Here is a 14,290-nt window from a genome sequence, read left to right on the forward strand (position 1 = left end):
ATATACTTATAAAACATCATTTAACCCAAAATACAGCTAAAAGGGTTATAGGGGGTCTAGTAAGAAAGTATAAATATACGAAATTATTATTAATAGTTGTAGTCTAAATCCCGTTAAACGATTTTTGAAGGGGCTTAGGGGTCCTGAGAGCCACAATAGCCTTGGTGGCGCGGATAAGGATGGCGTAGTGAAAATGGGGGCTGTGGTGTTGGAAAAACATCATTACTTTTGCCACCGCACAAATCAGTGTACAGTGTTTTAAAATCAAGTGAGATGGGAATAGTAAATTACGAAGCTTTTTTACTGGCTTCTGTGCTGTTGAATATAACTCCGGGAGCGGATACTATGTATATTTTGGGGCGGAGTATTGCGCAGGGGAAAAAAGCCGGATTGTATTCAGCTATAGGCATAGGAACGGGGGCTTTGATTCACTGTGTGTTTGCGGTGTTGGGGCTTTCGATAATCATCGCCAAGTCGGCATTGGCATTTCAGATTGTAAAATATGCCGGTGCGGGCTATTTGATTTTTCTCGGATTAAAAATGCTGCTGACAAAACGTGATTCTGCATTCGAACTGAAGGATACTCATAAGAAGCTAAGTGGTAAGAGGATCTATCTCTCTGGAATACTTACCAATGTATTAAACCCTAAGGTGGCCTTGTTTTTTCTGGCTTTCTTGCCACAGTTTGTAGATCCTGAAAGTGTTGAAAACCCGTTACCGTTTTTAATACTCGGTCTTACCTTTGTAACCACCGGAACACTGTGGTGTTTGGCATTGGCTTTTTTCTCTTCTAAATTGTCTAAAAGTATCAGGGAGAATTACAACATTAAAAAATGGCTAGACCGAATTACCGGAGGGATATTTATCGCCATGGGAATTAAATTGGCCTTGTCGGAAAAATAGAATGTCTCTTGTATTTGGTGGTGTTTGTCTTTCTTCTATAATAAGGATTTCTTCTGTGTTGTTAGCTTGGCTTAATGTTGGTTTTTGCTAACATTAATCGTGTTTTTTGTTTGTAATGTTGGGGAATACTAGCATTAGTCCATTAGTTTATGTCAAATTAAAAAAGCAACAGCTAAAAAAGTGTGTTGGCAATAAATCTATTATCGCTGATTTCCACTGTACATTCCACCGTCGTAATAGGGGGCGGATGTATCGGTAACAAACAAAACCATCTCGGCATAATCGTCAGTTGTAAACTGGATATTTTCATCTTGCACAAATACGCTTTCTCCTTTATCCAATTCGATAGCACCATTGACCTGAACTTTTCCTTGAAATACATACAACAAATAGCCAAATCCTGATTTTACTTCTTCCGGAAGAGAAAAAACTTTGCCTTTTGTCGCTTGCATATCGTAAATCCAAGTTTGACTGCTGAGCTGCAATTTTGTTTTTTCCTTGTCGGGGGAGGCTATTAAACGCCATTGATCAATGCTGTGTACTCCGTCTAATTTCTCAAAAATAACTTCGGGTGTGGCATCTTTTTCGCCGGGGCGAATGAAGATTTGCAAGCCCTCCATATCTTGTTCTACGGCTTCTTCGTGATAGAAAAGTTTTCCGGCTTTCATCAACATCAAATGGCTGGGTGTGATGAGCTCCGAATTATTTTCAGAATCGGTATGCCGAATGGCTCCTGAACGGAAATAGGATAAAATATCGTCATTTACATGCGGGTGCATTTTGATAACTGCTCCTGCTTGTATTTGCGCTTGGTCGATGCGACCAAAACTATAATAGCCTGTATCGTGGGAAGAAAGTGCCCTTCCGGGGTACAGAATGGAAATGTGACTATTTCCTTTTTTTATTGATTTGTCTAATTTTTTCAACATAATTTTAATGTGTTAATTAGATAACCCGACTTGCAGTCATATCGGCAACTAATTGGTTGATCGTTGTGGTTTGTACGCCTGCTTTTTGCCCGCACCATTCTAACGGTTAAGTAATCTTGAAAATTATAGGCTAACTGTCCTTTAACTTATCTTTTTTAATTGATTTTTCCACTGATTTGAGTACATCAATATATTACATCAATTGGCTCAATTGTCTGTGGATACTTTTTATATAATCGGCTTTTAATTCTTCTGTGAGAAACGATTCTTGAATTAGTTTTTCGGCATTAGGTTGCCATTTTGAAATACGATTAAACACGGAGTTCATTTGCTTTTCGTTCAGTTGTAATGTAGCTGCAAATCGTTCGAAATATTTTCGGTTGTGATTTTTCTTTTTACCTCCTAACAGCAAGGCAATTTCTTCCTCGTCTTTTGGCAGAATTATTTTTACGTTTAACAAATCATAAGCTGGAGCCAAAACCCAACCTGCATCCGAATGAATCATAGAAAAGTTTTTTAGATGCATATCGTTATTTCCAATAATAAAATTAAATACGGCCAATTCAAAAAAGCGAAATTTATCTAATAAAGTATGAGCTGATAATTCTCCAATAGCTTTTCCTAATTGCTCCATCGTACCTAAATATTTATCTTCCAATTCTAAAATCTGCAAGAAATCAATCATGTGAATTTTCTCGTTTGAAGAGGTTCGATCGATACGTTTTGTCAAATAACACAATTCCCCGGAGGTTAATCGAATTAACGATGAAGGCACAACCGATATTTTGAATAATTCTGCCAATCGCATAGACAGATGCTCATTTTCGGGCATTTGCAGGAACTGTTCGTTTTGTGGTTTTAAGATAAACAAACCTTCTAAGGCATCTAAAACGGTCATTCTCCCCGAAGTTTTCTCTTGCAAAGCATCATTAATCACTCCCATAGAAAGTTTCGGTTGAACACCAGGTACGGTTACCGAACGTTCTACCACTTCTTTTGCCAACACAGCCATATCGCTCATTTTATAAGGCAATATTGGAGCGACTTTTGAACCAAAGAACTTCTGAACACATTTCTCATGATACTCCTGTTTTGAATTAGCCTGTAACGGTTGATAACAATACAAACATTTATTCATTTTCCTTCGATTTTATTGGATGAACGCTTACTGCACCAATACAATTCTGACAACAAGCCAAAAGTAATCCCATACGGTCATTTTGATTAATTTTCCAACTATCTGTAGCAATGTTTAAAAGCCAACCTTCAGGAATTAAACCATCGAAAAAAGGGAACAGTCGTTTGCTTTGATAGGTCTGTTTACCTACTGGCATTTGGAAGGTAATAAATTGATTAGGGGAACTTTCTATATATGCAGGTAAGTATTCAAAAATATAAGTTCCTTGATCTGTTTCAGTTAAAATTCCCGTATCAACAGCATTGTATTTAATCAAAGCCTGTCTCATAAATCCTTTGTGTTTACTGGTGCTAAAACGTGTCCGAACATCAATAATACCTGATTCACTTTAGATAAACTTAAGTTTTCTTTTCCTTGTTCTATTTTGCGAATAACAGTTAAAGCCACGCCAGATCGTTCAGCGAATTCTTCTTGAGTAAGTCCTAATTTCTTACGTTGTTCTTTAACAAAATGTGCCAATGATTGTTTCATAATTATATACAATTACATTTATATTGTCCTTTGTTTTTATTTTATATGCAAAAGGATATAAATATATGTAAATGTATGAAATTATATGTAATAGGATATAAAAAATGAATAATAATGTTGTGAGCGCTTGTTTAAAGGATATAAAAAAACCTGAAACCCTTATTAATAAAGAGCTTCAGGTTACTGTGTACTCGGAGCGGGACTTGAACCCGCACGGACATTACTGTCCATTGGATTTTAAGTCCAACGTGTCTACCAATTCCACCATCCGAGCGGCTATATCAAAAACAAACCCGCTGCAAGAGCGGGTCTAAAAACAATGAGCGAAAAACGGGATTCGAACCCGCGACCTCCACCTTGGCAAGGTGGCGCTCTACCAACTGAGCTATTTTCGCATTTTTAAGAGCGTTCCCGTGTAACGGATATTGCGGATGCAAATTTAGTATTTTTCTGTTAATACCAAAGAAATATTTTTAAAAAAGCACTTTCTCTGTCACTGTTGGTACGCCTTTCGGGATATTGCCGCACTTTTCTCTCTCGGATATAGCACGGCTTATTTTTTCTTGATGAGCATGCGTTTTATCTCGTTTAATTTCATCAGTGCTTCTACGGGAGTAAGGGTGTCGATATCGGTGTTGAGTATCTCTTCTCGTATATCTTCCAACAGGGGGTCGTCCATATTAAAAAAGCTGAGTTGCATTTCGCCTTGATCGGTTTTGAGGCGGTCGCTGAGCTCTTCGGAAGAGTGTGATTTTTCGAGTTTTTTGAGAATCTTGTTGGCGCGTTGTATCACCTGTTGCGGCATTCCGGCCATACGTGCTACGTGTATACCAAAGCTGTGCTGACTACCGCCAGGTACCAACTTTCTCAAAAAGAGGACCTTGTCTTTTAGCTCCTTTACCGAAACATTGTAGTTTTTGATGCGATCGAAGGTGTCGGTCATTTCGTTGAGTTCGTGGTAGTGGGTAGCGAAGAGGGTCTTTGCTTTTGCCGGATGTTCGTGTAGGTATTCTGAAATGGCCCAGGCTATCGAAATACCGTCGTATGTACTGGTACCCCTCCCGATCTCGTCGAGCAGTACTAGGCTGCGTTCTGAAATATTGTTGAGAATGGATGCGGTTTCGTTCATCTCTACCATAAAGGTCGATTCGCCCATAGAGATGTTGTCGCTGGCACCCACCCGGGTAAATATTTTGTCTACAATACCGATACGCGCTGCTGCGGCCGGAACAAAACTTCCCATCTGTGCCATAAGCACAATAAGCGCCGTTTGCCGCAATATGGCCGACTTACCACTCATATTGGGACCGGTGATCATAATGACCTGCTGTTGGTCGCGATCTAGGAATACGTCGTTGGCGATATATGGCTGGTCTGGGGGAAGTTGTTTCTCGATCACCGGATGTCGTCCGTCTTTGATGTCCAGTTCGAAGCTTTCGTCTATCGTCGGACATACGTAGTTGTTTTCCAATGCCAGTCGGGCAAAGCTGCTGAGGCAGTCTATTTGTGCGATAAGGGAGGCATTGGACTGTACCGGGGCAATAAACTGCTTGATCCATTCGGCCAGACGTGAAAAAAGCTGCTGCTCCAGTTGTAATATCTTTTCTTCTGCACCCAGTATTTTGGCTTCGTATTCTTTGAGCTCTTCGGTGATATACCGCTCGGCATTGACCAGGGTCTGTTTGCGAATCCAGGTGTCGGGCACCTTGTCTTTGTGGGTGTTTCGCACCTCGATATAATAACCGAATACGTTGTTGGAGTCTATTTTGAGGGAGGAAATCCCGGTGCGTTCCGATTCGCGTTCCAGCATTTTGTCTAGGTAGTCTTTGCCGGAAAAAGCCAGATTTCTGAGTTCGTCCAATTCTTTAGAAAATCCGGCAGCGATAACATTTCCTTTTTGTACGTTTACCGGAGCCTCCTCGTTTAGGGTTTCTCTTATCTTTTGAAGTAGGGTGTCGCAGTCTTGTAGTTGTTCGCCAAGCGATTTCAGTGCCGGTTCTGCACTCTCAGACGCTATGGACTTGATTGGGATAATGGCCTCCAAAGAGTTTTTGAGCTGTATGACTTCTCTAGGGTTGATCTTGCCGGTAGCTACCTTGGAGATCAGACGCTCTATGTCGCCTATCTGTTTAATCTGTGCTCGTATCTCATCTAGAGTGGATTGCTCTTTTGTAAAATAGCTCACCACTCCGTGTCGCTTTTTTATGACCGATGCATTCTTGAGGGGCAGTGCCAGCCAGCGCTTTAGCATACGGCTACCCATGGGCGAAATGGTCTGGTCTACAATATCGATAAGTGTTACTGCACCGCCTTCGGTGGCGTGATACAGTTCGAGATTGCGGATGGTAAATCTGTCCATCCACACGTATTCCTCTTCTGCAATGCGGTTTATGGCTGTGATGTGTTGCAGCTGACTGTGTTGTGTTTCCGACAGATAGTGCAGTGCTGCTCCCGAGGCGATAATGGCATCGGCAAGATGGGCTATACCAAAACCTTTGAGGGAGTTGGTGTTAAAATGTCGGGTTAGGATTTCCAGGGCAAAGTCTTCTTGATATACCCAGTCTTCTACAAAAAAGCTGTGGAAATCGTTGCCGAAACGGCTGGTAAATTCCTGTTTGTTTTTTTTAGACACCAATACTTCGCTGGGGTTGAAGTTGCGAAGGAGCTTGTCTATATAGTCAGCCTGCCCTTCTGAGGTGAGAAATTCGCCTGTAGAAATATCGAGAAAGGCAATACCCAACTTTTTTTTGCCGAAGTAAAGGGCGCACAAAAAATTGTTGGACTTGGCATTGAGAATATCGTCGTTGAGCGCTACTCCGGGAGTGATGAGTTCGGTGACTCCTCTTTTTACGATCTTTTTGGTGAGCTTAGGGTCTTCTAACTGATCGCATATCGCTACGCGCTGTCCGGCTCTCACCAGTTTTGGAAGATAGGTATTCAGCGAATGGTGCGGGAATCCGGCCAATTCGGAGCGGTCGCCCCCGTTGTTTCGGTGGGTGAGCACTATGCCTAGTATGCCGGAGGCCTTTACGGCATCTTCACCAAAAGTTTCGTAAAAATCTCCTACGCGAAACAGCAGCATGGCATCCGGATGTTTTGCCTTGATCTGGTTGTACTGCTTCATTAGCGGAGTTTCCTTCTTGTTCTTAGTCGCTGCCAAATTTTAGTTTGTTAGTTCTTAGTTCGTAGTCGGTAGTCTGTTCTTAGTCTCACTCGTCACTTTAACAAAGGCGAATTTATGAATAATTTTAGGGGTTTGAAATTTTTGCTCGGCAAAACAGCCTTCTTCATGTTTTCGGTTTGAGGAGCAAAAGTTTAACTTTGTCAGCCGGAGAAAAATACAGATATACTATGCGAAAATTAAAAAACAGCGAACTGGGAAGGTTGGGAGTAGATGAATTTAAGGAGGCAGAGAAGATTCCGCTAATCCTTGTGCTCGACAATATCCGCAGTCTGAACAATATCGGTTCGGTATTCCGCACTGCCGATGCTTTTAGGGTAGAGAAGATATACCTCTGCGGGATAACCGCTACGCCTCCGCATAAGGACATACGAAAAACCGCCCTCGGCGCTACGGAAAGCGTGGCTTGGGAATATACAAAAGATACGCTTACTTTGGTGCGAGAGCTACAACAAGCAGAGGTAAGGGTGATGGCTGTAGAGCAGGTGGAAGGTGCTGTGATGCTTCAGGATTTTACCCCTGAATCAGGAGTGAAATACGCCCTTGTTTTTGGCAATGAGGTAAAAGGAGTAGATCAGGAAGTGGTGTCGGCCTGCGACGGGGCGCTCGAAATTCCACAGTACGGTACCAAGCACTCGCTAAATATTTCGGTAAGCGCCGGAGTAGTGGTATGGGATGTGTTTAGCAAGATGAAAGTGGCAGTGGAATGAGGTTAAGTTTGATCTTGAACTCTTACAAATTACATCAAATCACTGATTATGTCTGAAACAAACCGAATAGAATACAAAGAAAAACTTACCAAAGATCTGGATTTGGTAGAACAATTAGGGTCTGGTGTTCCGCGGATTTTAAAGAGCTACGGAAAAGAGTGTTTTCGGTTTATGGACAACTTTACCAGGATGACTTTTCCTGTTTCAGAAGGAGTTACCCCGCAAGTTACCCCGCAAGTTACCCCGCAAGTTGAACGCTTATTAAGAGTTATAACTCAAGAATATAACAGAAAAGAGTTACAAGAGTTACTGGGCTTAGCAGACAGAGAGAACTTTAGAAAAAATTATTTACAACCTGCCATAGATCAAAATCTAATTGAACTTACTATTCCCGATAAACCGAATAGCAGTAAACAAAAATATAGGTTAACAGAAAAGGGGAAACAAATTAAGTGATTTTAACTTTGGATCTCTCTGTTTTTTGACTTCTTGATTGTCTAAAATTATTTAAGTCACGCTATAGGAGCGTACTATTTCCCTTTGAGATAAGCCTCGCTGTACGGCGACCAGATTTCGTGAATAGGATCTCCCTTCGAGCTTTTTCCGCTGTGGTGCCACTTTCCGTCTTTTAGCTGGTATTCAAACTCCAGCGAAGCACCTACTCTGTTGTTGTCTTTGGAGAAAAAGCTGATATTTTCAGTATACTTTCCATTTTCCGCGGTATAGGTACCCCCTCCGGTTCCCATTACTTGTTTAGTTGCCGAGTTGAAGGCGATCCACTGAAAACGCCCTCCGCTCAGTATTTTTACAGTGCGTCGGTCGCCCGGCGTCATTTGATTTAGGTTGCCCTCTTTGTCGGCACGTCCTGTGATGACCCAATTTCGGGTGAGCTCATCTTTGGTGTCCGAGAGTCTTTTCCAAGTTTCTGTACTTCCGTTTTCGGCGGTAAGCGTAAAGGAAACTTCAGAAAGAGTGATGGTAAAAGCCTGTTTTTTGCCGATACGTTCTACATCTGAAGTATAGAAGTCGGGAGTTTCGCTGTACAACCCACCTTCCAGAGTGTACAAACCTCCACCGGTGTCGAGAAATTCGTTTCCTGCTATCTTTTTCCCTCCAAAGGCAAAGTAGCCGTCCTGGTATATTTTTACGTATTCCACTCCCGAAACTGCTTCTCCGTTTTTATGAGTAAGTATCCAAGAGCCGTCGAGCTTTTGTGCAAAAGTAAACGATGCGATAAACAACAAAGCTAAAAGTACAGATAGTGATTTCATAAGGACTTGATTTTCAGTTTTGTTTTAAAGGTAGTAAAAATGCTTGTATTCCGAAGACCGGGGTGAAGCCGCTATTTGCGATTTGCTTTTATTTGAGATTGTTCAGAGATGTCCATTTCTTTAGCACCTAGTGATGATATTACTTTTTTACCAGTAGCAGTTTCCGGATCCTCAATTTCGTCTATTCTTTCTCTCCCTACTTTGGCTAACCACAATTTAAAAGGTTCAGCTTTTTTGGATGGTATAGATTGTATTACCCTAAAAAGTTGCTCAGTGTCGGCAACATCTGTTTTGTATAATTTTCCATCGGCCGACCGCATTTTCAGTTGACTACAATTTGTAGCCAACTCATTTCCTTCTTTTTTTAGCCTGGTTTTAAGAACGCTCCAATATTTCCTCGGGTTGGGACTATCGGTGAGTATACCGACCACATCAACGATAGAAAAATACCATTTTTCCCGGTCTTCATCCCAATGGGAGCGTATTTGCCTTTGTTCAAATAATTTTATGGAATTTCTTTTGACCATTTTCCTTTTTACCAGTGCAATAACAAATATAGTAATTAAAAATAAGATTTGGTTTGTTTGTTTTGTAAGCTTTAGATTGTTAATAAAATTATTTTTTCAATAGTGAAGTGAAAGATAGCCCTTGTCTCACTATAACATTCAATCTTACTCCCCTTTTACAATTTTAATTTCTTGGGGGTTTACCGGTATTACAAAGCCGTTGTCTTCAATGACGTTTTTGCATATATCGTGAAGCACAAGGGGGGCATCGAAATAGTTGGTGGGAGCGGTGTATGCTCTTACGGTCAGATGTATGCGGTCGTGAGTAAATTGTTCGATTTCTACAGTAAGCCTTTTGTCGCTCATAAACATTTCGCTTCTACCTATGGCTTCCTTGAGCAGAGGGCGAAGCTTCTGTATGTCCGATCTATAGGCTACCCCCACTGTGATGTCGATTCGATAGGCGTCTTTGGCCGAATAGTTAGACAGCGGAGTGTTGAACAAGGGTGCATTGGGCAGTATGATGAGTTCGTTGCGAGGTGAGCGAATTACGGTATTCAGAAGATGAATGTTTTCTACATAGCCGATATGTTCTTCGGTCTGTATCAAATCGCCTGTTTTAAACGGTCTGGTGATAATAATCATGATTCCACCTGCAAAGTTGGAAAAACTGCCCTGTAATCCCAGTCCGATTCCCACCGCACTACCGCCTATTACAGCAAGTATGGAAGTGACCTTGATGCCGATGCTGCTTATGGCAATAATGATAACAAGGGTGTTGAGGATGATGCGAATAAAGGAGATGAGAAAATTTCGGGTAGTGTGTTCTATATCTCTTTTTTGCATGAGTATAGCTACCGATCTGCATATCATTTTTGAAAGCCATAAACCGATGACCAATATGGCTATAGCTTCCAACAGAGAGGTGCCGAAATTGAGGAGTTTTTCGGTTAAGATACTCGGGTCGATATTGAGAATGTGTTCCGTCATAGAAAACAAAAATAAAGAAATATTTTACATATTGTTTGTAGGCGGAGAGTAGAGGAGGGGCGATTGTAATATTATATGTGTCAGACGAGGTACAAGCGCAAAACTTTGTGTCTCCCCCTCCAAGATGAGTAATCGTGCTGCGATGAATAGGACGATGATGTTTTTATCGGAAGTATGGAGAAAAGACTATTTTTGTGCTGATAAAGATATTGAGGATGACTTCTTGTGATTTGAGAAAAGTTGTAGTAACCCGCTATATCGCGCCTTTGCGCGAGGGAGGATCGCTCCCCGCTATGGCAGATGCAGACGACGGATTTACCTATGTGGTGAAATTTAGAGGTGCAGGGCACGGCGTAAAAGCGCTGATCGCCGAATTAATAGGGGGTGAGATAGGGAGAAGATTGGGACTGAAGGTTCCTGAAATAGTGTATGTAGAGCTGGATGAGGCTTTCGGAAGGACGGAGGGGGACGAAGAGATACAGGATTTGTTGAAAGGGAGCGAGGGACTCAATCTGGGACTGCACTTTTTGTCGGGAGCCATTAATTACGATCCGGTAGCGATGCAAGTGTCTGGTGAATTGGCTTCGAAGATCGTATGGTTGGATGCTTTTATCACCAATATAGACCGTACTTTTAGGAATACCAATATGCTGTGGTGGCACAAAGAATTGTGGCTTATAGATCACGGTGCTGCTTTTTATTTTCACCACTCTTGGGGCAATTGGGAAAAACAGGCTCTGTCGCCTTTTCCCTATGTAAAAGATCACGTACTTCTGGCTTCGGCCTCGGCATTGGATGAGGTAGATCGAGAATGTCGAGAACTGCTTACCGACGATGTGCTGCGAAATATAGTGGCCCTTATTCCCGATGAGTGGCTGCAGTGGGAACAGACGGAAGAGCGTCCGGATCAGCTGCGGGAGGTGTACTTTAAATTTTTGCAGCGCCGAAGAGAACATTCCGAAATTTTTTTAAACGAGGCAAAACACGCGAGAGATGCTGTTGTATGAATACGCTGTAATACGGATGGTGCCCAGAGTAGAGCGCGAAGAGTTTTTTAATGTAGGTCTTGTGCTCTACTGCAAGGAAAAGTCTTTCCTTAAAGCTTTGTTTTATATAGACCCAGATAAGTTTAAGGCTTTTGGAGGTGAAATATCTAGGGAGCAGCTGGAAGAAAATCTCAACTCTTTTGAGAAAATATGTAATGGTAGCACCGATGGAGGTCCCATAGCTGGACTTGACCACGCTTCTCGTTTTCGCTGGCTTACAGCGGTGAGAAGCTCGGTGATTCAGACCTCAAGACCCCACCCCGGACTCTGCAAGGATCCGGACGAAACCCTGCAATGCCTTTTTGAGGCAGTGGTTCGCTAGTTGAATTTGATACAGAAACCAGGTCTGTCACCTGGTTTAAAAGATACTTGATAGGGTGCCTACAACAGGCGCCTTATCCGTTTTATAAGGGATGAGCTGCTTTGTAGCGACTTGCTGAAAACAGTACAGAACTTTAAATATATTATTTGTATTTAATCTAAATAAACTATATGTTTGCGGCAAATTTCTAAAGGATGAGGTTTTTCGCATTGATAGTTTTCATTTTTGTTCCGGTACTTATTTACGGGCAGTATACGATTTCCGGGACCGTTGAGGAGAGTACAGGAGAAGTATTGTCAGGTGCCAGGCTCACACTCTATTCCTCTTCCGAAGGTCAGAAGATGGTTACAGTAAGCTCTGAGGTGGGGGCGTATCGGTTTGAAGGGGTGGAAAACGGACAGTATTTTATCGAGATTAGTGAAAGTGGTAATACAACTGTAGAATACGATCAGGTAACTGTTTACAACAAAGATGTTACACATCGAATTGTCGTTCGTAAAGTTCAAGAACTCAACGAGGTTGTGGTTTCGGTAGAATCTGTAAAGTCTAAACTGGAAAAAGAAGGATTTGCGGTCAATGTGATAGAGACCGAAGAGGCAGCTGTACGCAATATACAGACCAACGAATTGTTAAATCGCACTGTAGGGGTCAAAGTGAGGCAAAACGGAGGCATGGGTTCTCGTACCGATTACAACCTCAACGGGATGTCGGGCAATTCGGTAAAAATATTTATCAACGGTATTCCAATGTCTTCTTACGGTGCTTCTTTCGATTTGAACAGTCTTTCTCCGGCATTGATAGAGCGCATAGAAGTGTATAAGGGAGTAGTTCCCGGTGAACTGGCCGACGACGCCCTCGGAGGGGCTATCAATATACTGTTGAAAGACGATGTGGCCAGCGGACTGAACGCTTCGGTATCTTACGGTTCTTTCAATACGTTTCAGGGGAGTTTACAGGGGGTGTACAATGCCAAAAACTCCAATTTCTATCTCAGAGGTTCTGCCTTCTACAATTATTCGGATAACGATTATAAGATTTCGGGCAAGTTTGTTCGCAATATACTGCCCAACGGGAGATACGACTATGTTACAGCAAGGCGCTTTAACGATGCCTATCGCTCTGTGGGTGGGATGGTAGAAGCGGGATATCGCCACCTTAAATGGGCAGATGATATTCGATTGGGGATAACCGTATCCGACCAGTACAACGAGGTACAGCACGGAACTTATATGACTATTCCGTATAAAGGACGTTTTGTAGATGCCGATGCAAAGGTGGTAAACCTCAGCTATAAAAAGAATGATGTTTTAAAAGGTCTTGATGTCTATCTCTACGGTTTGTACAGTCAGCGCAACACACATGTTACAGATACAGTGCCATACAACTATAACTGGTATGGTGAGATAAGTAGAGATTTGAACGGGAATCCGATTTATAGACCAGATGGAGCTCAACAAGGGGCTCCTACATTGGGAAATATACGGAGAGAGATCTTTTCACTTAGAGGAGGTGCTGGTTATAGCATTAACGAACATCACAGATTGATACTCAATCACTTTTTGTACGATATATCGCGAGAAGAGGACGACGACTATCTGACCGGATTGCAGCGTGACTTTATCGGTACGCGTAACTTGATAAAAAATGTGACTTCCTTCACCTACGAGTTAAGGGCGAATGAAGACAAACTAAAAACAAGCCTCTTTGGGAAGTACTACCAGCAGAAAGTAAACAAGATGGATCCGGAGATAGAGCGCATTGAAGGGGAAGATGTAAGGGTGGAAAAAAGATTTTCTAAATCGACAGATGAGTGGGGATATGGTGTTGCAGCTTCTTATTTGGTGTTTCCTGCCTTGGCGGTTCTCAGTTCGACAGAAAAGGCAGTGCGATTGCCGGCTGAAAATGAAATATTTGGTGATATAGGTGTAAATATAGTTCAAAATTCGGGATTAAAAGCGGAGCGTAGCAACAACCTGAATGTAGGTTTTAAAGCAGGTTTGTACAGAGTGAAAAAACATCAGTTTTCTCTCGGAGTGAATGGATTTATTCGCGATACTAAAGACAAAATCGTTCGTCAAACACATACTAATCTCAATGATGCTATTCAAACGGCAGGCTTTGAAAACCTGGGCAAGACCCAGTCTAAGGGAGTAGATGCAGAATTGCGATATATATACGACAATAAGCTGGAGGTATTGGCAAATTTTTCCAGATTTGATACGCGCTACAAATCAAAATACGACCATAACGGAAAGGTTTTGGCCCTGTACAATGTGCAGATTCCCAGTCAGCCTTTTATGACTGCCAATGTCAACGCCAGCTATAGACTTAAGGATGTGTTTGCCAAACGCTCTTCACTCAATCTTTTTTACAACTTCAATTTTGTCGATTCGTTCTACAATATATGGGTGGTTAAAAGGTTGAACGGACATGAAGACTTCCGGGTGCCTCAACAATACATTCACGACTTTGGCGTGAGCTATGTGTTTCCCGATCAAAAAATGACTATTAGTGTAGATGTCAAAAACTTTACCGATGCACATGCTTACGACAATTTTGCGGTCTTAAAACCCGGAAGAGCAGTATATGTAAAACTCAATTATTCCATTTAATATAATAATTCACTAGTGTCCCATTAAAATTGGGACGAGTTAAAAATTAAATAAATTTTGCCCATTAAGGCTATTTCGTTCTTTGTCATATTGAAATTTAGTTTTGGTAAAAAGGTCTCGAAGATTGGTTTTGTCAGTCAATGAAATGCTC

Annotated in this window: 13 protein-coding genes, 2 tRNA genes and 1 pseudogene; 6 read left to right on the plus strand and 10 right to left on the minus strand. The window is 41.8% G+C overall.

The window, feature by feature from the left end; all coding sequences use genetic code 11:
• Window positions 1-273: 273 nt before the first annotated feature.
• On the plus strand, window positions 274-903 hold the full coding sequence (locus ACYZZR_RS12805; RefSeq protein ID WP_461534408.1) for a LysE family translocator: 630 nt from the start codon (window positions 274-276) through the stop codon (window positions 901-903).
• Between the two features lie 200 nt (window positions 904-1,103).
• On the opposite strand, the gene ACYZZR_RS12810 is transcribed toward ACYZZR_RS12805, so the two are convergent.
• From ACYZZR_RS12810 to mutS, 7 genes are all read right to left on the minus strand, one after another.
• Window positions 1,104-1,832, minus strand: coding sequence for a pirin family protein (locus ACYZZR_RS12810; RefSeq protein WP_461534409.1), 729 nt, complete (start codon window positions 1,830-1,832; stop codon window positions 1,104-1,106).
• A gap of 193 nt (window positions 1,833-2,025) precedes the next feature.
• Window positions 2,026-2,970, minus strand: a complete 945-nt coding sequence (locus ACYZZR_RS12815; protein ID WP_461534410.1) for a HipA domain-containing protein — start codon at window positions 2,968-2,970, stop codon at window positions 2,026-2,028.
• Window positions 2,963-3,298, minus strand: a complete 336-nt coding sequence (locus ACYZZR_RS12820) for a HipA N-terminal domain-containing protein (RefSeq protein WP_461534411.1) — start codon at window positions 3,296-3,298, stop codon at window positions 2,963-2,965. The genes ACYZZR_RS12815 and ACYZZR_RS12820 overlap by 8 nt, the downstream gene beginning before the upstream one ends.
• Window positions 3,295-3,501 carry a helix-turn-helix domain-containing protein gene (locus ACYZZR_RS12825; protein ID WP_461534412.1) on the minus strand — a complete coding sequence of 69 codons (207 nt, stop codon included), beginning with the start codon at window positions 3,499-3,501 and terminating at the stop codon, window positions 3,295-3,297. The genes ACYZZR_RS12820 and ACYZZR_RS12825 overlap by 4 nt, the downstream gene beginning before the upstream one ends.
• Before the next feature lie 188 nt (window positions 3,502-3,689).
• Window positions 3,690-3,775 (minus strand) — tRNA-Leu (locus ACYZZR_RS12830).
• Window positions 3,776-3,823: 48 nt separating this feature from the next.
• Window positions 3,824-3,896: transfer RNA gene (locus tag ACYZZR_RS12835), tRNA-Gly, on the minus strand.
• Between the two features lie 158 nt (window positions 3,897-4,054).
• Window positions 4,055-6,625: a DNA mismatch repair protein MutS gene (gene mutS, locus ACYZZR_RS12840; protein ID WP_461534419.1), complete on the minus strand. Its 2,571-nt coding sequence runs from the start codon at window positions 6,623-6,625 to the stop codon at window positions 4,055-4,057.
• Window positions 6,626-6,852: 227 nt separating this feature from the next.
• Between mutS and ACYZZR_RS12845 the strand changes: the two genes are divergently transcribed.
• On the plus strand, window positions 6,853-7,392 hold the full coding sequence (locus ACYZZR_RS12845) for an RNA methyltransferase (RefSeq protein WP_461534413.1): 540 nt from the start codon (window positions 6,853-6,855) through the stop codon (window positions 7,390-7,392).
• 81 nt (window positions 7,393-7,473) lie between these two features.
• Window positions 7,474-7,848 (plus strand): annotated as a pseudogene (locus tag ACYZZR_RS12850) (Fic family protein); the annotation flags it as partial.
• 74 nt (window positions 7,849-7,922) lie between these two features.
• Here the strand turns inward: ACYZZR_RS12850 and ACYZZR_RS12855 are convergent.
• The 3 genes from ACYZZR_RS12855 to ACYZZR_RS12865 all read right to left on the minus strand — a co-directional run bounded on the left by ACYZZR_RS12855 (window position 7,923) and on the right by ACYZZR_RS12865 (window position 10,159).
• Window positions 7,923-8,663 (minus strand): hypothetical protein, encoded by a 741-nt coding sequence (locus tag ACYZZR_RS12855; protein ID WP_461534414.1) that lies wholly within the window; start codon window positions 8,661-8,663, stop codon window positions 7,923-7,925.
• A gap of 71 nt (window positions 8,664-8,734) precedes the next feature.
• Window positions 8,735-9,190, minus strand: coding sequence for a BRO-N domain-containing protein (locus ACYZZR_RS12860; protein WP_461534415.1), 456 nt, complete (start codon window positions 9,188-9,190; stop codon window positions 8,735-8,737).
• 144 nt (window positions 9,191-9,334) lie between these two features.
• Window positions 9,335-10,159 carry a mechanosensitive ion channel family protein gene (locus ACYZZR_RS12865; RefSeq protein WP_461534416.1) on the minus strand — a complete coding sequence of 275 codons (825 nt, stop codon included), beginning with the start codon at window positions 10,157-10,159 and terminating at the stop codon, window positions 9,335-9,337.
• A 215-nt stretch (window positions 10,160-10,374) separates the two neighbouring features.
• Between ACYZZR_RS12865 and ACYZZR_RS12870 the strand changes: the two genes are divergently transcribed.
• From ACYZZR_RS12870 to ACYZZR_RS12880, 3 genes are all read left to right on the plus strand, one after another.
• Entirely contained in the window at window positions 10,375-11,166 is a 792-nt protein-coding gene (locus tag ACYZZR_RS12870) for a HipA family kinase (RefSeq protein WP_461534420.1), read from the plus strand.
• A complete protein-coding gene (locus ACYZZR_RS12875; RefSeq protein WP_461534417.1) occupies window positions 11,153-11,527 on the plus strand; it encodes a DUF3037 domain-containing protein in 375 nt (124 codons plus the stop codon). Before ACYZZR_RS12870 ends, ACYZZR_RS12875 begins: the two co-directional genes overlap by 14 nt.
• A 194-nt stretch (window positions 11,528-11,721) precedes the next feature.
• Window positions 11,722-14,139, plus strand: a complete 2,418-nt coding sequence (locus ACYZZR_RS12880; RefSeq protein WP_461534418.1) for a TonB-dependent receptor — start codon at window positions 11,722-11,724, stop codon at window positions 14,137-14,139.
• Window positions 14,140-14,290 lie beyond the last annotated feature (151 nt).

The sequence above is a fragment of the Sinomicrobium sp. genome, from assembly GCA_029266035.1.
Taxonomy (GTDB): domain Bacteria; phylum Bacteroidota; class Bacteroidia; order Flavobacteriales; family Flavobacteriaceae; genus Sinomicrobium.

Bases quoted from the DNA above. Each gene is read 5' to 3' on its own strand.
- ACYZZR_RS12805 (WP_461534408.1), top strand. From the start codon at position 274: ATGGGAATAGTAAATTACGAAGCTTTTTTACTGGCTTCTGTGCTGTTG.
- ACYZZR_RS12810 (WP_461534409.1), bottom strand. From the start codon at position 1,832: ATGTTGAAAAAATTAGACAAATCAATAAAAAAAGGAAATAGTCACATT.
- ACYZZR_RS12815 (WP_461534410.1), bottom strand. From the start codon at position 2,970: ATGAATAAATGTTTGTATTGTTATCAACCGTTACAGGCTAATTCAAAA.
- ACYZZR_RS12820 (WP_461534411.1), bottom strand. From the start codon at position 3,298: ATGAGACAGGCTTTGATTAAATACAATGCTGTTGATACGGGAATTTTA.
- ACYZZR_RS12825 (WP_461534412.1), bottom strand. From the start codon at position 3,501: ATGAAACAATCATTGGCACATTTTGTTAAAGAACAACGTAAGAAATTA.
- mutS (WP_461534419.1), bottom strand. From the start codon at position 6,625: ATGAAGCAGTACAACCAGATCAAGGCAAAACATCCGGATGCCATGCTG.
- ACYZZR_RS12845 (WP_461534413.1), top strand. From the start codon at position 6,853: ATGCGAAAATTAAAAAACAGCGAACTGGGAAGGTTGGGAGTAGATGAA.
- ACYZZR_RS12855 (WP_461534414.1), bottom strand. From the start codon at position 8,663: ATGAAATCACTATCTGTACTTTTAGCTTTGTTGTTTATCGCATCGTTT.
- ACYZZR_RS12860 (WP_461534415.1), bottom strand. From the start codon at position 9,190: ATGGTCAAAAGAAATTCCATAAAATTATTTGAACAAAGGCAAATACGC.
- ACYZZR_RS12865 (WP_461534416.1), bottom strand. From the start codon at position 10,159: ATGACGGAACACATTCTCAATATCGACCCGAGTATCTTAACCGAAAAA.
- ACYZZR_RS12870 (WP_461534420.1), top strand. From the start codon at position 10,375: ATGACTTCTTGTGATTTGAGAAAAGTTGTAGTAACCCGCTATATCGCG.
- ACYZZR_RS12875 (WP_461534417.1), top strand. From the start codon at position 11,153: ATGCTGTTGTATGAATACGCTGTAATACGGATGGTGCCCAGAGTAGAG.
- ACYZZR_RS12880 (WP_461534418.1), top strand. From the start codon at position 11,722: ATGAGGTTTTTCGCATTGATAGTTTTCATTTTTGTTCCGGTACTTATT.